The organism is Guptibacillus spartinae, assembly GCF_028610625.1.
In the GTDB taxonomy this organism is placed as follows: Bacteria; Bacillota; Bacilli; order Bacillales; family Guptibacillaceae; genus Guptibacillus; species Guptibacillus spartinae.
The window spans coordinates 156,051-179,937 of record NZ_JAQQWU010000006.1 but is presented as its reverse complement, the minus strand read 5'-3'; the positions used below and the strand labels follow the sequence as shown (position 1 = coordinate 179,937).

Here is a 23,887-nt window from a genome sequence, read left to right as displayed (position 1 = left end):
TCATTGAAGATAAATTTCCTTCTTCCCTTTAATCCTCTTTAAAAGTTTCCTCTTCAAATCGCAAAATTTCTTCTTCAAGATGGACGAGTGATGGGTCTAACTCTAGAGCAAGCTTGAAAGCTTTCACTGCTTCCTCTCTTCTACCTTCTTCAATTAAGAACGCACCATATTCCTCCAGGAAGATTGGATCCTGTCTGAAATAAGTATATGCGTTTTCATAGCGTTTTATGGCATCTTTATACTCTTCTACCTGCGCATATGCTGTCGCTGCTGACCAATCAAGGTATGGATCGTTCTGATCACCTTCCTCAATGTTTTTGAGAAGGTCTAAAATATCTTCATAACGTTCCTCAGTTTTCAAGTAAGCAGCTAGCGTCTTCGCGGCTTCAATATGAGCAGGGTTGATAGCAAGTAACTCACGTAAGTACTGCTCACCACTCGCATTATCATGCGTTTTAAATGTTAATCTACTCGCTTGCAAATATAACTCTTCATTAAATTCATCAAATTTAATTCCTTGGGCGAGTACCTCGATCGCTTCAGCTACCGCACCCTCTTCTTCATAAGCTTTTGCAAGGTATGGATAAAGCGTACTATATTGTGGATCAAGCTCTTTTAGTTCATTAAACGCATTAATCGCTTTTCGATATTCGTTGATTTGGAGAGCTGTAAAACCGTATCCAAACAGCGCATTAATCTCACGAGCATTCTCCAGGCCTTTCTCATAATAAGTAAGCGCCTCTTCAAATTGCCCACTACCACTTAAGGCTTCTGCCAACCTAAGTTCGATATTTTCATTCGCCAGCTCTCCTTTTGTTCCAAGCACGGCTTCGTAATAGGGAACTGCTTTTAAATGATGGCCTTGTGTTAAGTAGAATTCACCAAGTCCAAAATCAATGATTGGTTCGTCTGGGGAAAGTCGCTTGGCCTCCAATAGTTTTTGCTCTGCTACTTCTTCTAATCCTTCTGTTTGATATAAATCGGCTAATAAAAGAAGTGCAGGTGGATACGCTGCATCATTTTCATCAATTTTATTTAAAGCAGCGATTGCTTCTTGCTCTTGTTCAAGATCAACATAGCATTCTGCCGCTTGTACTAGTAATTCACCTTCATTAGGGTAATGAATAAGTAACTCTTCTACAACGTCCCTGGAATCTTCAATAAGCCCAAGACTGTAGTAAATATTCGATAGATCGTATAAGCTTTCATGATCTGCTTCTTTTCGTACTTCTTTTAATTCTTTTAAACCTTTTTCAAAATTCCCGGACTCAATTAATGAGACAGCTTGTTTAAGACGATCCACACTCCAAAACTCCTTCTAACACTACTTTTTTATTTCGTTAACTTCGGGTATGTATTGAATGTTTTAATTCTCTTCTCGTAATCAGAAAATTTACTATACATTCAATGACACGAAGTCTTAAAATGATTGGTTCTCCTCCATCATAATCAACAAATTCGTTATCTTCAACTTCACGGCCTTAATTTAGTTGTAGATTTTCCTAGATTAATCTAAGAGTATTCAAAAATCAATGAAAAAATTCCCTGTGCAGAAAGCGTTTGTTAACGCTTTCAAAACACAGGGACAAAATAAATATGGATAGGAGTGGAGAGAAACCATTACTATCCTTAGTATAACAGAGAAATTTATAAAATCAACAGATTGTTTTGAAAATTTAGCGTTTTTTCTAAAAGAAATCAAGCAAGTTCCTAGGAACCTGCTTGAAGTTGCTTTAAATGTTCAAAGAAGTCAGGATACGAAACATTTATGGCTTCAGGTAAATCGAGCTCTACAGCGCCATCTGTTATACATCCAGCAACAGCAAGCATCATACCAATTCGATGATCACCTAAACTTGAAACGCGTCCTCCCTTGAGTGGGGTTGGCCCTTCAATCACCATCCCGTCTGGTGTTGCTGTGATGGAAGCACCTAACAATTGTAAGGCGTCAACCACCGCATCAATCCGATTCGTTTCTTTCACCTTCAATTCTTCTGCATTTCGAATCACTGTCTTCCCTTTCGCCTGTGTAGCGAGTAGTGCAATAATCGGCAACTCATCAATTAATCTCGGAATAATATCTCCTTCAATAACTGTATTAGTAAGATCACTCGTAGAAATTGTAAGATCCGCCACTTCTTCTTGGTTGACAACTCGTCTATTTTTAATTGACAGAGCAGCACCCATTTGTTTAATTACATCAATAATTCCGGCTCTCGTTTCATTAATCCCTACATTTAAAAGAGTAATGGTGCTATTTGGTACAATTGCACCTGCAACGAGGAAAAAAGCGGCTGAAGAAATGTCACCAGGTACTTCAACATCTGTTGCTGTAAGGTTTTGACCACCCTCTACACTGACTGAAAGATCTTCACGCTTCACCTTTACTCCAAAGCTTTCGAGCATGTTTTCAGTATGGTTTCTAGAGCGATCGGTTTCAGATACAGTGGTTACTCCCTCAGCTTGAAGGCCAGCAAGAAGAATCGCTGATTTAACTTGAGCACTAGCGACAGGGGACTCATATGTAATGCCTTTCAAGTTTCCGCCTCGAATTGAAATAGGTGCGAAAGTCCCAAGTTCTCTTCCATCTATCGCTGCCCCCATTTGTGTTAAGGGAACTGTCACTCGATTCATCGGACGTTTCGCGATCGATTCATCCCCCGCTAAAACCGAATGAAATGGCCTGCCAGCAAGTAACCCCATCATTAGACGAAATGTTGTACCAGAATTCCCTACATTAAGAAGCTGAGAAGGCTCTTTAAGCCCGTCGATACCTTTCCCTTCTACCACAACAGAAGCGCCATCTTGCTCAATCTGAATCCCCATTTGCTTAAAACAAGAAATCGTGCTTAAGCAGTCTGCTCCCGGTAAAAAATTCGTAATATGTGTCGTGCCTTTTGCTATCGATCCAAACATAATAGCACGGTGTGAAATGGATTTATCACCGGGTATCACAACAGTCCCCTTAAGGCTATGTGCTTTCGTTATCGTTTCCATAGTCATGTTCTCCTTATTTATCATCTACATAGGTTTCGAAATCACGATCGAGAACAACTTTCGCGTTATCACGGTCCGTTTCCGAGCGAAAGCTCACCCGTAGCACACCCATAATGTCTTCTCGCGTTTCAATAATACGAATGTTCGTAATCGAAATTTCTTCCTTTGCGAGTTTCTGTGTAACGGCAGCGATTACCCCGGGTTGATCACGTACATCTAAGAACAAATCATAAAAGGCAGGAATCGCTCCCCTTGAGCGAGCGGGTAAACCATCACGGAAATTTTTCGCATTTGAAAAATAATTAAAAATACCGTCTCCGTTTTCTTCTTTAATATAGCTTTGAATTCTGTCTAACTCCATCTTCAATTCTTCTGTCATTTGGAGTAAAACATCTTTATTTCTTAATAATATATCACGCCACATTACAGGGCTTGCTGATGCGATGCGAGTGATATCTCGAAACCCACCAGCTGCGAATCTTGCTACGTTATAGCGCTGGTTATTATTTCGATCGCTAACAAAGTTGACAAGACTTGCGGCTAAAATATGGGGGAAGTGACTAATTAACCCAACTAAATAATCATGCTCTTCGGCATCTAGCTCAACAAAAGTCGCATTTGTCTCGCTTAAAAGATCCATTAGTTCATATAACTTACTTCTGTCAACTTCATCGTCTGGCGTCAAAATATAAAAAGCGTTCTCAAAAAGATGAGATTTCGCTGCTGTCACCCCTGTTTTATGAGATCCTGCCATTGGGTGGCCCCCAATAAAGGTAGTAGATGGGGGAAGTATCTTTTTCGCATGTTTTACTATGGAAAGCTTCGTGCTTCCAACGTCCGAAATGATAACTGTATCTTTTAAGTTGATAGAAGAAAGTTGTAATAGAATTTGTTCTGTTTGAAGGACAGGAGCTGCTATCAAAATATAGTCAGCATTTTGCACCGCTTCCTCTAGTGAAGAAGCGGTGTGATCCACTACACGAAGTGCCTTTGCTAGATCAAGCTGGTTTTGATTCACATCGTATCCTGTTATTTTGGCATCCTGATGTCCTGCCTTGATTGCAAGAGCAATAGAACCACCAATTAGCCCAAGACCGATGACTGCAACGTTTTTACTCATGACGGATCCTTTCTCTTTTCATCAAGAAACTGTGAAAGACAGCTAATAATTTCTTTATTTTGTTCTTCAGAGCCTACAGTTATCCTGGCTGAAGTTGGAAAGCCGAGAGCAGAGCCTGATCGCACAATGTATCCATGCCTCATAAGATAATCAAATACATCATCAGCAGGAATACCGAAATCAATGAGTACGAAATTTCCTTGAGAAGGATATACAGAGAGATTATATTCTTCACAAAATGCATAATAAATGGCGCGGCCTTTTTCATTTTCTTCTCGACACATCTGGATAAATTTCTGGTCTCTAAGGGCAGCAATTGCAGCAGTTTGAGCAACACGTGATGTATTAAACGGCTCTCGCGACGGCTCAATTGACGAGATCACTTCCGGATGCGCAACACCATATCCAACTCGCAAGGCTGCGATACCATACGCTTTTGAAAATGTTCGTAGTACGACGAGATTTTTATATTTTGGGAGCGCTGAGATCGTATCAGGAAAATCCGTAGCCGTCACATATTCTTTATATGCTTCATCCATTACCACAAGTACGTGTTCTGGCACTTCTTCCATAAATGCAAACAGCTCTTCTTCTGGAACATGCTCTCCTGTAGGGTTATTGGGTGAACACACCCAAATGATGCGTGTATTTTCATCAATGGCTTTTAACATCTCTTCTAGTTGATGCTTTCCTTCAGTCAGTGGAACCTCTCGAATTTCTGCATCTTCTATAACCGCATTGTGGCGATATTGAGGAAAAGTTGGCGTCGCCATCACTGTATTTGTTCCTTTTTCAAGATATGTTCTGCATAGGATTTGGACGACTTCATCTGATCCATTGCCGAAAACAAGCTGATCTTCATTTACATTAAGGTGCTTTGCTACCTCAGTTCGAAGAGAAGCTGCATAGCCATCTGGATAAATGTGTAATTGTGACAATTCCTTTTCAATGGCCTCTTTTACTGTTTGAGAGGAACCATATGGATTCTCGTTTGAAGCAAGTTTAATTACTTGTTTAAGACCAAGTTCTTTTTTCACTTCTTCAATTGGCTTACCTGGCTTGTAGGGAGTTAACCCTTTCATTTGTCTTTTTGGAATCATACCTGCACCTCACGAATGGATTTTCACTTTCCCATATGGAGAAATCAAATTTCGTACATATGAACGAATTTGATCGATCCCCTCTTTTTGGGATGCTTCTTTCTTCAATACTTCCACTTGGTCCTCAACTTGACGAATAATCGCACTACCAACAATAACACCATCACAGTGCTCTTTTAGCTTTTCAACTTGTTCAGGAGCCGATACTCCAAAACCAACTGCAACTGGGATCATACTATGCTTTTTCACTCGATCGAGAAATGTGAAGACAGAGGAATGAAAATCAGTCCTCGTCCCCGTAACACCAAGCGACGAGACGCAATAAAGAAATCCAGTAGCTTCTTTTGAAATGGCTTGCAGTCTCTTCTCTGAAGTTGTTGGAGCAACAAGAGAAATGAATGCAATCTCATTAGAATTGCAGCTTTCTCTCCACTCTTCACTTTCTTCAAAAGGAAGATCTGGAACTAGTAGTCCGTCAATATCATTTTCTCGCACTAAAGCGAAGAAGTGTTCTTCTCCTAATTGTAACAAAAGATTGTAATAAGTAAATATCACAACTGGAATTTCAAGTCCTTTTTCTCGCATTTTTTTCACGAGACCCATTGCTTTCTCAAGGCTCATGCCATGTTCTAACGCACGCAATGACGCACGCTGAATCACCGGACCATCTGCTAGAGGATCAGAATATGGAATCCCGAGTTCAATTGCATTAGCTCCTTCTTCTTGAAGCATCAATGCTAATTGAATAGTCGTTTCCTCTGTTGGATCACCAGCTACAACAAAAGGTATGAAGAGATCGTTTCTTCCATTTACATGCTTCTCAAATCGTTTATTCATTACCTTCACCCCCAAGATGTTCCATAATCGTATGCACATCCTTATCTCCTCTTCCTGAGAGGCAAACGAGAATCACTTCATTTCCATTCATATTAGGCGCTTGTTTCAATGCTTCAGCTAGCGCATGAGCACTTTCAATCGCAGGAATGATGCCTTCCTCTTCAGAGAGAACTTTTAATGCGTCAAGTGCTTCAGTATCAGTAATTCCTGTATAAGTTACCCGACCTGTTTCATTTAAATAGGCATGCTCGGGTCCAATTCCCGGATAATCGAGCCCGGCAGAAATCGAGTGGGGCTCCTGAATTTGTCCTGTTTCGTTTTGCAATAAGTAAGTAATTGAACCATGGATCACTCCAAGTCGACCTTCCGACAGCGTTGCTGCATGTTCGCCAGTATGAATCCCTTTACCTGCAGCTTCTACTCCTATCAAACGAACGTCATCATTAAGAAATGGGTAGAACATCCCCATAGCATTACTTCCACCACCAACACAAGCAATCACCTGATCAGGCAATGCTTCCATTTGTTCACGTGATTCATCACCGATGACACGCTGGAAATCTCTCACCATCTTTGGATACGGATGCGGACCTACTACTGAACCAATTAGATAGAACGTATCTTCCACATTCGCTACCCAGTATCGAATCGCTTCATTTGTCGCATCTTTTAACGTTTTGCTACCAGAAGAAACTGGGACCACTTCAGCACCAAGAAGCTTCATTCTGAACACGTTCAATTCCTGGCGTCTAATATCCTCTTCTCCCATAAACACCTTACATTCTAAGCCAAATCGAGCAGCCACGGTTGCAGCTGCAACACCATGCTGACCTGCACCTGTTTCGGCGACAATTTTTTCTTTCCCCATACGAACAGCAAGAAGAGCCTGTCCAATTGCATTGTTTAATTTGTGTGCCCCTGTATGGTTAAGGTCCTCACGCTTCAAATAAATTTGTGCCCCACCAAGTCTTTTTGATAAATTTTCTGCGTGTGTAATTGGCGTTGGCCGCCCTGAATATTTTTTTAGTTCATCATGATAATTCTTCATAAATTGTTCGTCTGCCATTGCTTCATTTAATGATTGTTCTAATTCTTCTAACGCATACATTGCTGTTTCTGGAACATATTTACCGCCATATCTTCCATATCTGCCACGTTGATCAGGTACAATTGTTGCCATTGTTATCCCAGCCTTTCGATTATGGTGTTCATTTTCGTTATGTCTTTCTTATCGTCGGTTTCAATTCCACTTGATACATCAATTCCATCTGGATGGTAGCTTATCAGCTCTTGAAGATTATCTGGTTTTATGCCACCAGCTACAAATAATGGTACCATTTGCTCAGCCGCTGCAGCCTGATAGGAGGGAATAGACTCCCAATCAAAACGTTTTCCGGTACCTCCCCATTGACCAGGTAGTTTGGTGTCAACGATATATCCATCAACTATTCCTTCGTACCGTTTCATTTCACCCAGAGATTTTTTGTCATGGTGTATCACTTTCCAAATCGTTTTCCCTGTCATTTGTTTAACTTTTGCTGCGAATACTGGTGTTTCATTACCATGGAGTTGGAGAACATCAAGGGGTACTTCACTCACTGTTTGAGCCAACTCTTCCAATTCGGGGTTAACAAATACCCCAACAACCTTCATATCATTTAGTGGAGGATATTCACTTAACCAGCTTTTAACCTGCTCATTCGTTACACGCCGGACACTATTCGCAAAAATAAACCCTGCATATGGGACACCGCTCACTCTAACCCTCTTCCAATCCTCCAACGATCGATTACCGCAAAACTTTAGTTTAGGATTTGTCATGTACTGTTTCACCGAACAAACGCCTAATTCCTTTTTCATACGTTCCATCCCTCATCAGAGCTTCCCCAACTAACACAGCTTTCGCACCCGCACTTTTTACATCTTTAATATCTTCGTAGGTTGAGATACCACTTTCACTTACCATTAAAGTAGAGGAAGGGATATGTTCGCTGAGTGAATGGGTTTGTTTTGTTGAAGTTTCAAACGTCGCAAGGTTCCGATTATTCACGCCAATAATGGCGGGAGTAAAAAGAGAGGTAAGTGTTTCAAGCTCTTCTTTTGAATGGACTTCCACTAAGCACTCTAACCCTAGTTTTGAAGCGAAATCGTAAAATTCCTTTGTCTTTTCTGCCCCAAGTGCTCTTACAATTAATAAAATCGCATCTGCACCAATTCGCTTACTTTCCTCAATTTGGCGTGTATCTATAATAAAATCTTTCCGTAATACCGGCAAAGACACGTGCTTCTTCACCTCTGTTAGAAAAGCATTACTCCCCATAAAGAAGGATTCATCCGTTAAAACTGAAATGGCATCCGCACCTGCTTTTTCATAAGCTTTCGCTACTTCTACGGGATCAAAATTGGCATTAATCATCCCTTTAGATGGTGAAGCCTTCTTTACTTCTGCAATGAGACTTAACTCATGGGTTGGTTTACGCAAGCTTTGAATTAACGAAACGTTCGTAACTTTTTCGTCTTCTGGCATAGCAAATCGTTCCATCTCATCGTGTTTTACTTTAATAATTTGCTCAAGCATGAACATTCAGCTCCTTTTTTGCACTTAACCTATTTAGATGTTTTTGACCGGTCCTATTTATAATGGCCTCGCTCGCCATTCGAACACCGTCTTTAATCGTGGCACACGCTCCTGCAAGATAGAGAGCTGCTCCAGCATTATAAAGAACAATGCCAGTGCTAGCTTCGTTTCCTTCATTATTAAAGATTTGTGCAATTAGATCGGCACTTTCTTTTGAGTTATTTACTACCAAATCTTGCGCCCTCCCCCTCGAAAGGCCGACATCTTCAGGTGTAAGACGATACGTCGTAATGTTCCCATTCCTTAACTCGACGAAATCAGTATACGTTGAAATTGAACATTCATCGATTCCTTCACCACCAGTAACGAGGAGTGCACGGTCTGTCCCCAATCGCTTTAAGGCTTCTGCCATTTTCAGTGCCTTTTCATAACGATAGACACCAATTAACTGTGCCTGACTACCAGCCGGATTTGCAAGCGGCCCAAGGCTATTAAAGACGGTTCTAAATCCAATCGCTTTGCGAGCATTTACCGCATGTTTCATAGCAACATGGTAATTTGGAGCAAATAGGAAACACATGTTTTTATCTTTAAGCGTTGTGACAGCTTCCTCACGACTTGACTGCGTAGGGATGCCAAGCTGATCTAAAACGTCCGCACTACCACTTTTGGACGATACTGCTTTGTTACCATGTTTTGCGACTTTTACTCCAAGACTTGAAACGAGTATAGCTGAAGCAGTGGAAATATTGAAAGTAGAGTGCCCGTCGCCTCCTGTACCACAAGTATCGATCAGGGGGAGCCCACCATGATCTAGCTGAACGACATGATTTCGAAGGGAGCGAACAAATCCCGTTAACTCAGCAACCGATTCGCCTCTCATGTGCAAAATTGTTAAGAAACTTGCGATTTGGGCATCATTTGCTTTTCCTTCCATAATGACGTCCATCACCTGTTCTGCTTCCGTTTCTGACAAGGTATGACCTTCTATCATTCTACTTAATTGTTCTTTAAACATTAAGTCGCTCCTCCTTTTTATCGAAAATCGCTTCCGCTACCTGAATTGCTTTTATTAAGGCGCTCGCTTTATTTCGCGTTTCTTCCCATTCATTTTCAGGAATTGAATCTGCTACAATTCCCGCTCCAGCTTGGACGTAGGCTGTTCCATCGTTGATCACCATTGTTCGAATTGCGATACATGAATCGATATTTCCGTCGAATCCAATATAGCCGATTGCACCTGAATAAATAGACCGTGATGTCGGTTCGAGATCATTTAAGATTTGCATCGCACGTACTTTTGGAGCACCTGACACTGTTCCAGCAGGGAACGAAGCTACAACGGCATCTAAACTAGTGAATGGGGGAGCTAAAATCCCTGTTACTTTTGAAATGATGTGCATGACATGAGAAAAGCGACCAATATCCATTAACTGCGGAACCGACACACTTCCGTATTCCGCTACTCGCCCTACATCATTTCTAGCAAGATCAACGAGCATGTAATGTTCTGCCCGCTCTTTCTCATCCTGCAATAATTCTTCTGCGAGTTCATTATCTTCTTGATCGGTTCTGCCTCGCTTTCTTGTGCCAGCGATTGGGTCAATTTCAATCCTTCCATCCTGAACCTGAACTAATTTTTCAGGTGAGCTTCCAATAATTTCAACATCATTCATCTTTAAATAAAACATGTAGGGAGATGGATTAATGACGCGGAGAACCCGATAAAGATCCAATCCTCCAATCGTGATATCCTTTTCAAATCGCTGTGATAATACAGCTTGAAAAACATCTCCCTCCTCAATGTAAGATTTTATTTTATTGACATCATTTAAAAATTGTTGTTTTTCATAGTTAGATTTAATTTGTGAGAAATCCACTTCATGAGATGCATCTTCCGGTAGAACCATTACTTCTGATTGGTTCGACTTAGACGAAAGGGTCACCAGCTCTTCCATCACGGAGAAAGCATTGTTGTAAATTTCGTTCACATCTGCTCCTTCTTTTACCCTTGCATGATGACAAACCGTTAATCGTTTTAAATGATGGTCAAAGATGACTAAATTCTCACAAACAATGAAATGAACGAGCGGCATCTTTTCATCTCGATCTGGATGAACTGGGATTTTATCAAATTCACTGACGGCGTCATAGCCTATATAACCGACAGCACCACCGTAAAAGGGAAAATCATGATCAGGAAGTTTGGGGTTTAAATAGTCGAAAAGGGCCTTTACACCTGATTGAAAATTATTTTCCTGTAAAATTTCGTTCCCACTTGCATCCGTAACGATGAAAGTCCCTTGCTGCTCGATGAAAGAATAAATGGGATCGACGCCAATAAAGGAGTAACGTGACCACCTGGATTCCTGATCACTACTCTCTAATAGAAAGCTTGCTCGCTTACCTATATTTTGAAATATTTGAATGGGTGTAGCCGTATCAAGAAAATACGACTTCATCATTGGGATCATGCCAAACTGTTCGGCATCCCTTTGAAATGAAGAATAATCTGTAGTCAACTTTCTCACCTCTCCATGTTTCGTAATGGAGAATGGAAAATTGAGTATTCCGAGGATTAAAAATAAAGAGGTATAACAAATAACAGACGCGAATCGTCTGAATGTTACATATTCCATAAAAGGGTATATAAAAACCCCCTGAATAACCTCAGGGGGTGTATAGACGTATCCCTCTAAGCTCTCCTCAACTCAACTATCCTATTCTCAGCTCTCTCAACTCTTAATAACTTATGTTGCCTCTACTCTAAACTTATTTCTATCCTAGTATGACCAAATAAATTTGTCAACTTGCAAGGTCTGGACGAAGTGCCACAGCCTTCTCCAAATAAACATGGTTGATTTTATCCTGGTCACTTGTTGTATTTACAGTCATTAACAAGCGAATGCACAGTGGTAGTGCTCCCTGAACAGGGATTTCCGATGAGCAAAGCAACGGGACATTTGACCACCCTTTAAATGTTCGAACTGCTTCAGCAGGAAAGACAGCATCTAAATCATCCGTCATTGTAAACTGAATGGACGCCACCATAGCTGGATTGATTTCATTGTGTTGAATTAATTGTTCTAGTAAAGCTGTCGTTGCACGAATAATTTCGTCTTTTTCATTTAGGTTAACTGTCGTTGCTCCTCTAATACCTCGAATCAATGTGTGCCGCTCCCTTCTATACAAGCTTGAAGCAGTTCAAGGGCAGACTCATCATCTACCGACACCTTAACAGGCTGACCAATTTTCTTTAACAAAACAAACTGCAAGGTTTTGTTTTCTGCTTTTTTGTCTTTCTTCATGCGGTTAACTAACTTGTTAGCTCTAAGCTCTTTGGGCACTTCAGTAGGAAGGCCAATTTCTTGAAACCATTTTGTTATTTCATCCATACGAAGCGTGGTTTGAAAATATTCCTCACTTAGCTTAAGGGCATAGATCATGCCTATAGCGACCGCTTCTCCATGAGTCATTTTTCCATAGCCAAGCTCTGATTCAATAGCATGACCAAGCGTATGACCAAAATTCAAGTAAGCCCTTATTCCCTTTTCACGCTCATCTTCTTTTACGATAGCACCTTTGACACTAATGCCCTTCTCAATAATAAGTTGAAGCTCTTCATCAGTGTAATCCTGGACTGGTTTGCCTCTCTCCATAAGCCAGCGCAGAAACGACTCATCATGAATAAGTGCATGCTTAATGACTTCGCTAAAACCTGAACGCCATTCACGTTCAGGAAGAGTTCTTAAACACTCCGTATCAAAAATAACGGCAGATGGCTGATGAAAAGCACCAATTAAATTTTTACCTACTTCATGGTTTATCCCTGTCTTCCCACCAACACTAGAATCATGAGCCAATAGCGTTGTAGGAATCTGGATAAAGTCAATACCTCTCATATATGTAGCGGCAGCAAAGCCGGCGAGATCGCCAACAACCCCACCGCCAAGAGCAATAATGCAGGCTTTTCGATCTAAGTCGGCTTTAAGTAATGCCGTCATTACCTTATGGTACATGGTAAAAGATTTGGATCCTTCTCCAGAAGGCACTACAAAAGTTGGGATATTCTCATCCCCTAGAATAGATGGTAAATACCTTGCTTCCACCGCTTCATCTGTAATAATGAAAAACCTTGAGTAAGAAGCGTAATCAACCAGCTCTCGCCATTTGTTTCGAATTCCAGTACCGATATAGACAGAATAACTGCCGCTGTTTGTATCAATTGATAAACGATTCATTCCTAAAACTCCCGGCTATAAGTCCTGTAGCGATCAAGGGCATCAGCAATTTCTTCAATACGATCATGACCAAATTTATCAAGAATGGAGCAAGCAACTTCCCATGCCACCACATTCTCAGCCACCACGCTTGCTGCCGGTACCGCACAGCTATCAGAACGTTCAATGCTTGCCTGGAATGGTTCTTTTGAGTCAATATCTACACTTTGAAGTGGTTTATAAAGAGTTGGAATTGGTTTCATAACCCCTTTAACTACAATTGGCATTCCTGTCGTCATTCCACCTTCAAAACCTCCAAGTCGATTCGTTTTACGGGTATATCCTTCTGACTCGGACCATAGAATTTCGTCATGAACTTCACTACCTGGCTTTCTAGCCGCTTCAAACCCTATCCCAAACTCGACACCTTTAAAAGCATTGATACTCATAACAGCTCCTGCAATTTTGGCATCTAGTTTACGATCATAGTGAACATGACTGCCAAGACCTACAGGTAGACCCTCTACGATGACCTCTACGATCCCTCCAATTGAATCACCATTCTTCTTAGCATCATCAATGGCTTCCATCATTTTATTTCCTGCTTCTTCATCTAAACTACGAACTGGCGATTGTTCTGATACCCGCTGAACCTCTTCAAGAGACAAACCACCATCATATTGGCTTTCTATGCCACCAATCATACGCACATGCCCCGCAACTTCAATACCAAGCGTTTTAAGTAGCTTTTTAGCCACTGCACCCGCAGCTACCCTTACCGTCGTTTCTCGTGCAGACGATCGCTCTAGCACATTTCGCATGTCTCGATGATTGTATTTAATTGCGCCATTTAAATCTGCGTGACCTGGTCTTGGACGAGAGATTTGACGCTTCATGTTCTCTTCTTGCTCTTCTGTTAACGGCTCTGCACCCATATAATTTTTCCAGTGTGTCCAGTCTTTATTTTCTACGACAAGCGCAATAGGAGCACCCGTCGATTTCGCATGGCGTACACCACTTAGAATTTGAACTTGATCCTTCTCAATCTGCATACGGCGACCTCTGCCGTACCCAAGTTGGCGCCTCGCAAGTTCCGTATTAACATCTTCTGCTAATAGCTCAAGACCAGAAGGAAGTCCTTCTAGTATTGTCGTTAACTGTGGCCCGTGTGATTCTCCCGCTGTTAAGTATCTCATCTCAATCTCCTCCATTATGCTTTGGCGCTTTTACGTACTACTATATCACACCATATAAAATTCGTGTAAGTATTTTTAACTTTTCCATGATGGTTGGGCATATCCTAACACAATTTAACTAAAAAAACACAATATTTTTATTCATTTCTTTAGCATTATTGCCTCAGCTGATTTATTTCGTTAATCTTGAAGATATAACTTACAACAAGGAAGTGTCTAGATGGAAATCACCAACCTCACAGCTCAATCGATGGCGGAAAAAATAAAAGCAAAAGAGATCTCACCAGTGGAAGTTGTGCAAAGTCATCTTAATCGAATACAACGTTTGAATCCTAAACTGAATTTATTTATTACTGTTTTTGAAGAGGAAGCTATAAAAGAAGCAAAATCTGCTGAAAAAGAACTGATGAATACAGGCACAAGAGGACCTTTGCATGGTGTACCAATCGCATTAAAAGATCTCACTCCGATTGCCGGTCGTCGCACTACTTTTGGCTCTCCACTTTTTGAGGACCACATATCACACTCAGAGCCCACAATTGTAAAAAGGATTCGAGACGCAGGTGCAATTATTATAGGAAAAACAAACACGCCAGAATTTGGCCATAAAGGCACAACAGACAACCTCTTAGTAGGACCAACTAAAAACCCATGGGATTCTTCTAAAACTGCTGGAGGGTCGAGTGGTGGATCTGCTGCTGCAGTTGCAAGCAAGTGCGTTCCACTAGCAGAAGGGAGCGATGGCGGCGGTTCAATTCGCATTCCGTCTAGCCTAAATGGCATAGTCGGCCATAAACCTACGTTTGGCCGTGTTCCGTTTGACAGTTCTCCCCTCAATCGGTTTGGTACCATTCATCCTTTTGTTCACTATGGGCCAATGGCACGATCAACCGGTGATATTGCCCTACTCCTTTCTGTAATGGAAGGCTATCAGCCCAGTGATCCTTTTTCTGTTCCGGTGCCAAAAGAAAACTTACTTGAAGAAATGAAATTAGGGGTAAAAGGAAAAAAATTCGCCTTTACAGAAAACTTTGGTTTATATCCATTTGAGCAAGAAATATTAGAACCTCTCGAAGAAGCAATCAGTCTTTTACGTGAGCAAGGTGCTATTGTAGAAAAGATTCCTTTTCAATTCGGGATGAGCCTAAAAGAATTAATTTCATTTTTCAACAAAATGTGGTTCGCCGGTTTAGCAACCGCTTACGGTGCACTTTATGATCGTTTTCCTTCACAATTCAGTCAGTCTGTATCTGACATGATTGAATCTGGTAGAAATCTTAGTGCAGTGGAATTGAGAGAAACGGAAATGAAACGTACAATCATTTGGAACACGCTTCAAAATGAATTGGATCATTATGACGCTCTTCTTTCACCTGTTGTTGGTGTAACAGCTTTTTCACATCAAATCGACGGTCCGAATAAGATAAGTGGAAAAGCCACAGCCCCGATATCTGATTGGATGATGACACAGCTATATAATTGTACCGGGCATCCAGCGATATCCATCCCTGTAGGCACAGCATCCTCAGGTTTACCAGTAGGTCTTCAGGCAGCGACAGGCAAATTCAACGATTGTTTATTGTTTCGTATTGCTCATACGCTTGAAAAGGAAAAGGGTTTTCACTTCCCAAACCTATAATGATCTTTTCCTGTTTCCTTTAATGAAATATAAAAAGAGCCAGACAGTGGTCTGGCTCTTTTTATATAAGCGCTTTCATTTGTTTCTAAAAATTTAAACCCACTTGGAAATGGTTTTTGTGTACTCATTTAATTCTGTTTCGTTAAAAAACAAAGCGATTTCTCGTTCCGCACTTTCAGGTGAATCCGAACCGTGAATGACGTTCATGCTCACTTGAACACCGTAATCACCTCGAATTGTACCAGGATTAGCATCTTTCGGGTTTGTTGCCCCCATCATTGTACGAGCTGTTGAAATAACATTCTCACCTTCCCATACCATCGCAAAAACGGGACCAGATGTAATGAAATCAACAAGTTCTCCAAAAAAAGGACGCTCTTTATGTTCACCATAATGATTTTCGGCAAGATCTTTTGAAACCGTCATCAATTTAGCCCCTACTAAATTAAATCCTTTATTCTCAAAGCGTGAGACAATACCCCCAATTAAATTCCGTTGAACACCATCAGGCTTAACCATTAGAAACGTTTTCTCCATAGAAATCTCCTCACTTTCAACACTTTGTATGTATAGGGCAGAAACATTTTTCTGCCCTTCAAAATTCTATCAAATATTCGCAAAAATAACAACATTTCCTTTTAATGTTTTCTTTTCCCGATATATTCCGCAATTTGTCTCAATGAAGTTCTTGCAGAGGAAGCAGGCAACTGCTCTAGTTCATAAAAAGCTTTTTGTAGGTAACGATCACTAATCTGTCGGGAATGTTCGATTCCACCAGATAATTTTACAATGGAGAGAACTTGATCTACCTGCTCTTGAGAAGAATGAACTTCTTCTGAAAAAATTTCCATGATTTTCTCTTTTTCGTTTTTCTGATTCATCGCATAAAGAACCGGGAGCGTAATGTTTCCTTGAAGCAAATCTCCCCCTGCTGGTTTCCCGAGCTGCTTTACGGTTCCAGTATAATCTAGAATATCATCCGTAATTTGATAAGACATGCCAACGTAATAACCAAACTGCTTCAAGTGAAGCTGCTCTTCTTTTGAAGCACCCGCAGCAACAGCTCCAAGCTCACATGACGTGGCTATGAGAAGGGCCGTTTTTCGTTTGATTCTACGAAAATAATCGCGAACATTTTGATCCCAATTAAATTGATCTCGAATCTGTTCAATTTCCCCAATGCTCATCTCTAAAATAGCATGGGATAAAATACGATTTGCAGCAGGATCTTTTAATTCGGTCACAAGTTCAATGGCTCTAGCAAATATATAGTCACCTGTATACATTGCAACCCGGTTATCCCATTTTGCTTTTATGGTTTTAGCTCCGCGTCTCATTTCTGCATCATCAATCACGTCATCATGAACAAGAGAAGCCATATGAATCAGTTCAAGCGCAACCGCGACGTTTTTCATGAGTGGTAAATTGTAATGACCGAACTTCCCTGAGAGCAAAACGAAAACAGGACGGATTCGTTTCCCTCCAGCTTTTAATAGGTGGTTAGAGGCATCCCTAAGAACGGGATGATGAGCATTTACCGTATGCTCCAACTCAGTTTCAATAAATGACAAATCTTTTTTTAAAGAAGCGTATATCGTTTTTAATTTCATGAGATCCACCTAACTGATTTTCACAAAATATCTGTTCTCTTATTAATTGGTTTAAAACCTCTGTGCATCGCTGCCACACCACCAGAGTAAGGCTTCGTATCAACACGGCTGAAGCCATTTTTAAAGAATAGTTGTTTTAACTCTTCTCGTCCAGGAAACGTGCTAGCTGATTCCTGAAGCCACGAATATTCTTCATAGCTCTTGGCAAATACTTTCCCAAGTACCGGCATGACGTGCTTAAAATAGCCATAATAGACTTCTCTAAAAACCGGAATCGTTGGCTGACTCGTTTCAAGACAGACCACTTGTCCCCCTGGCTTAACGACACGGTACATTTCTTTAATCACCTGGTTATAATCTGGTACATTTCTTAAACCAAAACCAATCGTAACGTAGTCAAACGAATTGTCTTCAAACGGTAAATTCATTGCATTCCCGTGAAGAAGAGTTACATTTTCTTTTTTCTTTTCATTCACTTTTACTTGACCTACTTCAAGCATGTTTTCACTAAAATCTAGTCCTATCGCAGTACCGTTTTCACCAACTGCATCTGCCATTGCAATTGTCCAGTCTGCAGTCCCACAGCATACATCAAGTGCAGATGCTCCTTTTTGAACATCCATAAGTCTCATCGTATCTTTTCGCCAAGCTTTGTGACGTTGAAAGCTAATCACTGAATTCATTACGTCATAACGCTTTGAAATCGTTTGAAACACATCGTGGACGCGTTCTTCTTTAGATGAAGCCATGCCTTATCCCTCTTCCGCCATTTTCTTTTCCTGAATCCCAGTCATTCCCCAGTTGTATTCGAATCGCTCCTGAAATAGCTGATGGAGTTCTGAATGCTGTTGGAGAAGTTGGTCCATCTCTTTTTTTGCATAAGCAATATAAGAATCGAGAACAATTTTTGCTTTGGACGCTTGATTTGTTGATAGTTTCGCACTTTTTACCGAAAGAAGCGTCGAAGCAATTTTTTGTAACATAAATGAACCTGATTGAATAATCCCCTGCTTTCTTTCCGTTAAAAGACGATTCATGTAGAAATAATGTGAACCGAAGCTTTTCCAGTTTGAAAGGCCATAATGCTCAGCAACTTTTCTTACTAAAATGGATTCAATCTCCTTTAAATTTTCGAACACCGGTTCAATCGTGCTATAGTCTGTTTGGTAAAAAGACATTTTTGCTTCGTTGATTTCTTGAATGGCTTCAGAAAGTGTTCGAATAAGCTCGTTATCCTCCCATTTAGAAAGAAGATGATAATACATGCTACTAAAATAATCGCCCGCAAGAACGGTTAACTGACGATTCTTTCGATCGCTTTCATTATCAATCTCTTCAAGTGATATTAGTTCATGCGTATCAAGCGCAATTTGGACTAGCATGATGGAAAGAAGCGTATCTTGTTTCCTTCTATGTTCGAGCTTCGCTTGTTCTAGCATGCCATAAAACACATATAACTTCTCTTCATCTATCACTGGAAAGTCGATAAATCGAAGTAAATATGAATGGGATAGGCGAGACTGTAGCATGTCTCGAACTCCTGCTATTTTTTTATGTGTCGTTTCCTTCGGATTTGTCATATCCCATACCCCTAACATGTCTTCCAATTAGAAAAGTGTGCGCCCCGCTTATAAAGGGTGAAAGCTGCATTATCTTCTTTCGAGCACCCATATCCGTAAAGTCTCAATTATGTATTCAACCCTAGTATAGCACATTAACCCAAGAGCTAAAACGGACTGCCCCTGTTTTAAAATGAAAGAAAAGCAGGTTTCAATGTCCTGCTTTACTCTTCTGTACTTATTTCACCGTGTTCTGTTTGAATAACGGCTTTCCCTCTTACCTTAACGGCAGAAGTATGTTCAGTAAATTGGGCAATCATTACTTCTCCCTTATCAAGTTTCTCAGAATGATGAAACCTTGTATCAGACCCTCTAGTTAACCCAATTACGTTCACGCCATTTTCTAAAGCTTTAATGACAAAAAAATCATTGCTATCACTTTTCATATCAATCACTCCGTTTAAAGGATTAGCCTTTAATCAAACCGAGCACTTCAGCTCGTGCAGCTGCGTCATTTTCAAACACACCTCTTACTGCTGATGTTACGGTTGATGAACCAGGCTTTTTAACGCCTCTCATCGTCATACACATATGTTCAGCCTCTACAACCACCATGACGCCATGGGGTTCAAGGGTATCTACCATTGAATTCGCAATAGTCGAGGTAATTCGCTCTTGAAGCTGAGGACGTTTTGTAACAGACTCAACAGCTCTAGCAAGCTTACTAAGGCCAGTTACCTTCCCGCCTTTTGGTATGTATGCTACATGAGCCTTTCCAAAGAAAGGGACAAGATGATGTTCACAAGTTGAATAAAACGGAATATCTTTCACTAATACAAGCTCTTCGTGATCTTCACCGAAGATCGTTTGAAAATGCTCTTTTGGATCTTGATGTAGCCCCTGAAAGATTTCTTCGTACATTCTAGCAACACGTTTCGGAGTATCTAATAACCCTTCACGATTCGGATCTTCACCGATGGCTTCAAGGATCATTGTCACTGCTTCCTGTATTTTTTCATGATTAACTTCATACATTGTTCTTACTCCTCCATTCAGGGCCTTTATTACCTATGAAGATTCTAGCACATGGAGAAAAAGTTAGCAAAAAAGAAGAGCCGCATAATGTGCGACTCTTCTTTTGCCCTATGTATTTCTTACTTAACTGCATCCTTAAGGGCTTTACCAGGTTTAAATGCAGGAACCTTACTTGCAGCGATTTCGATTTCTTCGCCAGTTTGAGGATTACGCCCTTTACGAGCAGAACGCTCACGGACTTCAAAGTTACCAAAACCAATTAGTTGAACTTTGTCACCCTCTTGCAAGGATTGCATAATGTTATCAAAAACTGAGTCAACAGCTTTTGTCGCTTCTTTTTTAGAAAGCTCTGCAGATTCTGCAACAGCATTGATTAGATCTGTCTTGTTCATTCTGTTCACCTCCTCTCAAGAGAGATGGATAAATACATTCATTCACTTAATGACCACTATTTATACGTTGCAATGCACGTTTAGTACGTTTGCAAGCCCTATATTATACGAAGATGCGAAAGAATTCAATACGTTTGTGTCGATTTCAACGATTTTTCAGTGTTTTTTTACCTATTATCTGCTATATTCACTATTTGTAAACGCTCTAACGATCACTTTCTTAGTAGTTGGTTAATTCAATCAATTCCGTTAATACCTCGCAAAGGGCTACATTTACCGCTCGTAAAAACTATATTACCCCTTAAGCAAGTAAGGTTAAACCTTTAAAGCAAAAAATCGACTCCATAAATTGGAGTCGATTTCGTTATAGTATAATCGCAATTAAACCGCCTGAACCTTCGTTAATAATGCGCTCTAACGTCTCTTTTAATTTATATCGAGCATTCTCAGGCATTAAACCAAGTTTTGCCTGAATTCCTTCTCTTACAATTGAATTGAGCGAACGACCGAAAATATCAGAATTCCAAATGGACAGCGGGTCTTCTTCAAAATCTTGCATTAAATAACGCACAAGTTCTTCGCTTTGTTTTTCGGTCCCAATAATCGGGGCAAATTCGGATTCTACATCCACTTTTATCATATGAATGGATGGAGCAACCGCTTTTAATCTTACACCAAATCTTGATCCCTGACGGATAATCTCCGGCTCATCCAGGCTCATATCTTCAATTGCTGGTGCAGCTATTCCGTAACCTGTTTGCTTTACCATACGAAGTGCATCTGAGACGTGGTCATATTCTGCCTTTGCAAATGCAAATTCTTGCATCAGTTGAAGGAGGTGATCCTTGCCTCGAATTTCTACGCCAACCACTTCTTTAAGAATCTGATCATAAAGATCCTCGGGTGCATAAAGGTCAATTTCAGCAATCCCTTGACCCATTTCAATTCCAGCAAGTCGAGCATCTTGAATAAATTCAAACTCTTCAAATTGTCCAACTACACGATCAACATCGCGCAAGCGCTTAATATCCTTTACGGTTTCTCTCACAGATTCTTCATAATTTTGCCTCAACCAATGATCTTGATGAAGAACCATTACCCAACTAGGTAAATTAACATTTACTTCCAATACAGGGAATTCGTATAATACTTCTCTCATAACATTGTTAATATCATGTTCCGTCATACTTTCTACACTTAATGAGATGACGGGAATATCATACTTGTTCGAAAGATCTCCACGTAAGGCTTCTGTTTGTGGGTGATGTGGGTGAGCAGAATTCACAATCATGATAAATGGCTTGCCCACTTCTTTTAATTCCTCAACGACCCGCTCCTCCGACTCAAGATAATCATGACGAGGGATCTCTCCAATTGAACCATCTGTCGTAATCACAACGCCAAGAGTAGAGTGTTCCTGAATAACTTTTCTTGTACCAATTTCAGCCGCTTCTTGAAAGGGGATAGGCTCCTCATACCATGGTGTATTAATCATTCGGGGGCCATCTTCATCTTCATACCCCTTAGCTCCAGGTACAGCATACCCTACACAATCAACCAGCCTAACATTCACATCAAGACCATCTTCGACATGAATCTGAACGGCATGATTTGGAACGAATTTAGGTTCCGTTGTCATAATTGTTCTGCCAGCAGAACTTTGCGGAAGCTCATCTTGTGCCCTAGCTCGGTCTGAGTCACTTTCCATATTGGGCAGGACGATAAGTTCCATGAACTTTTTAATAAACGTTGATTTACCTGTTCGTACAGAACCTACGACTCCAAGGTATATATCTCCCCCTGTACGCTCTGCGATATCTTTGAAGATATCTACTCTCTCCACGTGATCGCCTCCTGAATTCCGCCTCAAAGGACGAAATGATTCACTTCACACCGCAGACATTCTTGAACACTACCATTCTATGATGTTGTCCAATAAATATGACATCTTAAAGCAAAAGGATTTGATGCAACAAGTAAACCTTCGCTCCCCTACCGTATCGTTCCATAAAAAAGTCCCTCCTCTTTTTAATAGTTGTATTGCTAAAGAGAAGGGAAAATACCTATTTCACTAAAAAAACAGCTTTATCATTTTCAATTGTATATGGAACGGATGCTACAGGGACAAAAAAAGAATTATTCGCTAAAAGATCTCGAATATCGTCTCCATTTTGATAACTATGCTCTGGATTGTTTTCAATTGCTTTTGTAAGATCATTTGTATAGTCAATATGTACATCCCCATTCTGATCAAGAAAAAATGGCAGTTGCTCGTTTGTAAAGGGGCTTTTCACTGTCATCTCTTCATCCATTCCCATCGCATCGTAATCAATTGAATAACGATCTTTTGCCAGCACATCTTTGAAAGGAGGATAATCATTTTTTCGTCTGTAGTCATTGATTCTTAACTGTAGATCCTTTACTTTCTCAATCGTTACTAAATCAATTAATCTTACTGTTGGATTTTCTTCCACATCAATAAGAACATATTGAAAAACCCCTCCCTTTTCAAAAGAATTCCCTGGTGCTTGTTGCAAAAAAGCAGGTACTAGTTTTTTAAAATCAATCGGGTATTTTTGATAGATTGGCGTGTCCTGATCTCTTGTTTTAATTGGAAGAACCGCTTTGTTTTCCTGATACTGTTCAACAGCTGATTGCACAGATTGGATTTGATCGGTATATGGAATCTGATTTTCGTTTTTTTGACTTTCTGGATACAAACAACCTGAAAGTAGGGTCACGAGACTTGTCCATAATACAAGTTTTGTAGCGAATCGTTTCATTTTACTCATTCCTTAATCGAGGTTTACTCATTAGTTAGTTGGGCCAGTGAACACTACAAGAAGCATAAGGATACCTGCAACAAACATACACAAATAGGCAAAAGTCGATACAAGTATTCGAAAAACCCCTTTCAACTTCGTGCGACTAAGCATAATGGCCATAACAGCAATAAACATTAAACCAAGTGCAGAAAGTGCTACCCACATTTTAATTAACGCTGGTGACATGATAAATCCCCCTAGTATGACAAAATCTAGCTTACACTGCCAATCATTATATCAAACCTTATCCCTTTTTACCTATAGAGGTTTAATTATTTTGAGATTCGCTTTTTCAAATAATCACCGTTTTCACTAAATCGCAGAGCATAAAATACTCCATTCCATAAACGCTTACAGAACAAAATAAAAAGCTGAAGAAAGGGGCTTTTCTTCAGCTTTGACTATATGGATTTCTTATAGAAGCAGGCTTTTGCACATTGATGGTTCCTTTTTAGTATATGGTTTTTCATCGAAGGCGGTATCGTTGATTAGCCTAAGTTTCATCACATTTTTTATTTTTGACTAAAAAGTTTTGCAATCGCAGATAAATCGAACGGCATGTTTTTGTTAACGATAGCCTTAACAATTCGATCTTCTTTTTCTTTTGAGACAGGTACATTCGCAACGCGTGCAACATTCGCAATTAATCTACGCACTGTCTTCTCGTCTGTAAAATCTGCGCCTTGAACCGAATTGGCTAATTTGAAGATGTCTTCTTTCTTAACATTCGTTTTCTTTTCTATGTTATCGAACAGATCGCTCACGCTGTTTCCTCCTTA

At 40.3% G+C, this 23,887-nt stretch carries 25 protein-coding genes; 1 reads left to right on the top strand and 24 read right to left on the bottom strand.

Going from position 1 to position 23,887, the window contains the following annotated elements; genetic code table 11:
- Positions 1–28 precede the first annotated feature (28 nt).
- The 13 genes from PQ511_RS12720 to aroC form a co-directional block, all read right to left on the bottom strand.
- Complete coding sequence (locus PQ511_RS12720; RefSeq protein WP_273852274.1) at positions 29–1,303, bottom strand: tetratricopeptide repeat protein; 1,275 nt, start codon at positions 1,301–1,303, stop codon at positions 29–31.
- A gap of 407 nt (positions 1,304–1,710) precedes the next feature.
- Entirely contained in the window at positions 1,711–2,997 is a 1,287-nt protein-coding gene (gene aroA / locus PQ511_RS12715) for a 3-phosphoshikimate 1-carboxyvinyltransferase (protein WP_273852273.1), read from the bottom strand.
- A 13-nt stretch (positions 2,998–3,010) separates the two neighbouring features.
- On the bottom strand, positions 3,011–4,117 hold the full coding sequence (locus PQ511_RS12710) for a prephenate dehydrogenase (RefSeq protein ID WP_273852272.1): 1,107 nt from the start codon (positions 4,115–4,117) through the stop codon (positions 3,011–3,013).
- Entirely contained in the window at positions 4,114–5,217 is a 1,104-nt protein-coding gene (gene hisC, locus PQ511_RS12705; protein ID WP_273852271.1) for a histidinol-phosphate transaminase, read from the bottom strand. The genes PQ511_RS12710 and hisC overlap by 4 nt, the downstream gene beginning before the upstream one ends.
- Positions 5,218–5,226: 9 nt before the next feature.
- Complete coding sequence (gene trpA / locus PQ511_RS12700) at positions 5,227–6,054, bottom strand: tryptophan synthase subunit alpha (protein WP_273852270.1); 828 nt, start codon at positions 6,052–6,054, stop codon at positions 5,227–5,229.
- Positions 6,047–7,234, bottom strand: coding sequence for a tryptophan synthase subunit beta (gene trpB, locus PQ511_RS12695; RefSeq protein ID WP_273852269.1), 1,188 nt, complete (start codon positions 7,232–7,234; stop codon positions 6,047–6,049). The genes trpA and trpB overlap by 8 nt, the downstream gene beginning before the upstream one ends.
- Positions 7,235–7,236: 2 nt before the next feature.
- Positions 7,237–7,914 carry a phosphoribosylanthranilate isomerase gene (locus PQ511_RS12690; RefSeq protein WP_273852268.1) on the bottom strand — a complete coding sequence of 226 codons (678 nt, stop codon included), beginning with the start codon at positions 7,912–7,914 and terminating at the stop codon, positions 7,237–7,239.
- A complete protein-coding gene (gene trpC, locus PQ511_RS12685) occupies positions 7,862–8,632 on the bottom strand; it encodes an indole-3-glycerol phosphate synthase TrpC (protein WP_273852267.1) in 771 nt (256 codons plus the stop codon). The genes PQ511_RS12690 and trpC overlap by 53 nt, the downstream gene beginning before the upstream one ends.
- Positions 8,625–9,650: an anthranilate phosphoribosyltransferase gene (gene trpD / locus PQ511_RS12680; protein WP_273852266.1), complete on the bottom strand. Its 1,026-nt coding sequence runs from the start codon at positions 9,648–9,650 to the stop codon at positions 8,625–8,627. The genes trpC and trpD overlap by 8 nt, the downstream gene beginning before the upstream one ends.
- Positions 9,643–11,163, bottom strand: a complete 1,521-nt coding sequence (trpE, locus tag PQ511_RS12675) for an anthranilate synthase component I (RefSeq protein WP_337957765.1) — start codon at positions 11,161–11,163, stop codon at positions 9,643–9,645. The genes trpD and trpE overlap by 8 nt, the downstream gene beginning before the upstream one ends.
- A gap of 274 nt (positions 11,164–11,437) precedes the next feature.
- Positions 11,438–11,800 (bottom strand): chorismate mutase, encoded by a 363-nt coding sequence (gene aroH, locus PQ511_RS12670; protein WP_273852264.1) that lies wholly within the window; start codon positions 11,798–11,800, stop codon positions 11,438–11,440.
- Positions 11,797–12,873: a 3-dehydroquinate synthase gene (gene aroB / locus PQ511_RS12665; RefSeq protein ID WP_273852263.1), complete on the bottom strand. Its 1,077-nt coding sequence runs from the start codon at positions 12,871–12,873 to the stop codon at positions 11,797–11,799. The genes aroH and aroB overlap by 4 nt, the downstream gene beginning before the upstream one ends.
- 2 nt (positions 12,874–12,875) lie before the next feature.
- On the bottom strand, positions 12,876–14,048 hold the full coding sequence (gene aroC, locus PQ511_RS12660; protein ID WP_273852262.1) for a chorismate synthase: 1,173 nt from the start codon (positions 14,046–14,048) through the stop codon (positions 12,876–12,878).
- A gap of 220 nt (positions 14,049–14,268) precedes the next feature.
- On the opposite strand from aroC, the gene PQ511_RS12655 reads away from it, so the two are divergent.
- Positions 14,269–15,687, top strand: a complete 1,419-nt coding sequence (locus PQ511_RS12655) for an amidase (RefSeq protein ID WP_273852261.1) — start codon at positions 14,269–14,271, stop codon at positions 15,685–15,687.
- Positions 15,688–15,780: 93 nt separating this feature from the next.
- On the opposite strand, the gene ndk is transcribed toward PQ511_RS12655, so the two are convergent.
- From ndk to PQ511_RS12600, 11 genes are all read right to left on the bottom strand, one after another.
- Complete coding sequence (ndk, locus tag PQ511_RS12650) at positions 15,781–16,224, bottom strand: nucleoside-diphosphate kinase (protein ID WP_273852260.1); 444 nt, start codon at positions 16,222–16,224, stop codon at positions 15,781–15,783.
- A 101-nt stretch (positions 16,225–16,325) separates the two neighbouring features.
- On the bottom strand, positions 16,326–17,297 hold the full coding sequence (gene hepT / locus PQ511_RS12645; protein WP_273852259.1) for a heptaprenyl diphosphate synthase component II: 972 nt from the start codon (positions 17,295–17,297) through the stop codon (positions 16,326–16,328).
- A 20-nt stretch (positions 17,298–17,317) separates the two neighbouring features.
- Positions 17,318–18,046 carry a demethylmenaquinone methyltransferase gene (locus PQ511_RS12640; RefSeq protein WP_273852258.1) on the bottom strand — a complete coding sequence of 243 codons (729 nt, stop codon included), beginning with the start codon at positions 18,044–18,046 and terminating at the stop codon, positions 17,318–17,320.
- A gap of 3 nt (positions 18,047–18,049) precedes the next feature.
- The gene (locus PQ511_RS12635; RefSeq protein ID WP_273852257.1) at positions 18,050–18,877 is read right to left on the bottom strand and encodes a heptaprenyl diphosphate synthase component 1; all 828 of its coding nucleotides are present in this window, start codon (positions 18,875–18,877) and stop codon (positions 18,050–18,052) included.
- 203 nt (positions 18,878–19,080) lie between these two features.
- Complete coding sequence (gene mtrB, locus PQ511_RS12630) at positions 19,081–19,302, bottom strand: trp RNA-binding attenuation protein MtrB (protein ID WP_098443979.1); 222 nt, start codon at positions 19,300–19,302, stop codon at positions 19,081–19,083.
- Positions 19,303–19,324: 22 nt separating this feature from the next.
- The gene (gene folE / locus PQ511_RS12625) at positions 19,325–19,891 is read right to left on the bottom strand and encodes a GTP cyclohydrolase I FolE (protein ID WP_224594272.1); all 567 of its coding nucleotides are present in this window, start codon (positions 19,889–19,891) and stop codon (positions 19,325–19,327) included.
- 119 nt (positions 19,892–20,010) lie between these two features.
- Positions 20,011–20,283, bottom strand: coding sequence for an HU family DNA-binding protein (locus PQ511_RS12620; RefSeq protein ID WP_048309232.1), 273 nt, complete (start codon positions 20,281–20,283; stop codon positions 20,011–20,013).
- Positions 20,284–20,647: 364 nt separating this feature from the next.
- Positions 20,648–22,126, bottom strand: coding sequence for a stage IV sporulation protein A (gene spoIVA / locus PQ511_RS12615; RefSeq protein ID WP_160918975.1), 1,479 nt, complete (start codon positions 22,124–22,126; stop codon positions 20,648–20,650).
- Positions 22,127–22,346: 220 nt separating this feature from the next.
- Complete coding sequence (locus PQ511_RS12610) at positions 22,347–23,066, bottom strand: YphF family lipoprotein (RefSeq protein WP_273852256.1); 720 nt, start codon at positions 23,064–23,066, stop codon at positions 22,347–22,349.
- Positions 23,067–23,096: 30 nt separating this feature from the next.
- Complete coding sequence (locus PQ511_RS12605; RefSeq protein ID WP_273852255.1) at positions 23,097–23,294, bottom strand: DUF2768 domain-containing protein; 198 nt, start codon at positions 23,292–23,294, stop codon at positions 23,097–23,099.
- Positions 23,295–23,620: 326 nt separating this feature from the next.
- On the bottom strand, positions 23,621–23,872 hold the full coding sequence (locus tag PQ511_RS12600; protein ID WP_098443984.1) for a stage VI sporulation protein F: 252 nt from the start codon (positions 23,870–23,872) through the stop codon (positions 23,621–23,623).
- Between the last annotated feature and the right edge of the window lie 15 nt (positions 23,873–23,887).

Coding starts and splice junctions, on each gene's coding strand:
- aroA (WP_273852273.1), bottom strand. CDS start 2,997: ATGGAAACGATAACGAAAGCACATAGCCTTAAGGGGACTGTTGTGATA.
- PQ511_RS12710 (WP_273852272.1), bottom strand. CDS start 4,117: ATGAGTAAAAACGTTGCAGTCATCGGTCTTGGGCTAATTGGTGGTTCT.
- hisC (WP_273852271.1), bottom strand. CDS start 5,217: ATGATTCCAAAAAGACAAATGAAAGGGTTAACTCCCTACAAGCCAGGT.
- trpA (WP_273852270.1), bottom strand. CDS start 6,054: ATGAATAAACGATTTGAGAAGCATGTAAATGGAAGAAACGATCTCTTC.
- trpB (WP_273852269.1), bottom strand. CDS start 7,234: ATGGCAACAATTGTACCTGATCAACGTGGCAGATATGGAAGATATGGC.
- PQ511_RS12690 (WP_273852268.1), bottom strand. CDS start 7,914: ATGAAAAAGGAATTAGGCGTTTGTTCGGTGAAACAGTACATGACAAAT.
- trpC (WP_273852267.1), bottom strand. CDS start 8,632: ATGCTTGAGCAAATTATTAAAGTAAAACACGATGAGATGGAACGATTT.
- trpD (WP_273852266.1), bottom strand. CDS start 9,650: ATGTTTAAAGAACAATTAAGTAGAATGATAGAAGGTCATACCTTGTCA.
- aroB (WP_273852263.1), bottom strand. CDS start 12,873: ATGAATCGTTTATCAATTGATACAAACAGCGGCAGTTATTCTGTCTAT.
- aroC (WP_273852262.1), bottom strand. CDS start 14,048: ATGAGATACTTAACAGCGGGAGAATCACACGGGCCACAGTTAACGACA.
- PQ511_RS12655 (WP_273852261.1), top strand. CDS start 14,269: ATGGAAATCACCAACCTCACAGCTCAATCGATGGCGGAAAAAATAAAA.
- ndk (WP_273852260.1), bottom strand. CDS start 16,224: ATGGAGAAAACGTTTCTAATGGTTAAGCCTGATGGTGTTCAACGGAAT.
- hepT (WP_273852259.1), bottom strand. CDS start 17,297: ATGAAATTAAAAACGATATACGCTTCTTTAAAAAAAGATTTGTCATTT.
- PQ511_RS12640 (WP_273852258.1), bottom strand. CDS start 18,046: ATGGCTTCATCTAAAGAAGAACGCGTCCACGATGTGTTTCAAACGATT.
- PQ511_RS12635 (WP_273852257.1), bottom strand. CDS start 18,877: ATGACAAATCCGAAGGAAACGACACATAAAAAAATAGCAGGAGTTCGA.
- mtrB (WP_098443979.1), bottom strand. CDS start 19,302: ATGAAAAGTGATAGCAATGATTTTTTTGTCATTAAAGCTTTAGAAAAT.
- folE (WP_224594272.1), bottom strand. CDS start 19,891: ATGTATGAAGTTAATCATGAAAAAATACAGGAAGCAGTGACAATGATC.
- PQ511_RS12620 (WP_048309232.1), bottom strand. CDS start 20,283: ATGAACAAGACAGATCTAATCAATGCTGTTGCAGAATCTGCAGAGCTT.
- PQ511_RS12610 (WP_273852256.1), bottom strand. CDS start 23,066: ATGAAACGATTCGCTACAAAACTTGTATTATGGACAAGTCTCGTGACC.
- PQ511_RS12605 (WP_273852255.1), bottom strand. CDS start 23,294: ATGTCACCAGCGTTAATTAAAATGTGGGTAGCACTTTCTGCACTTGGT.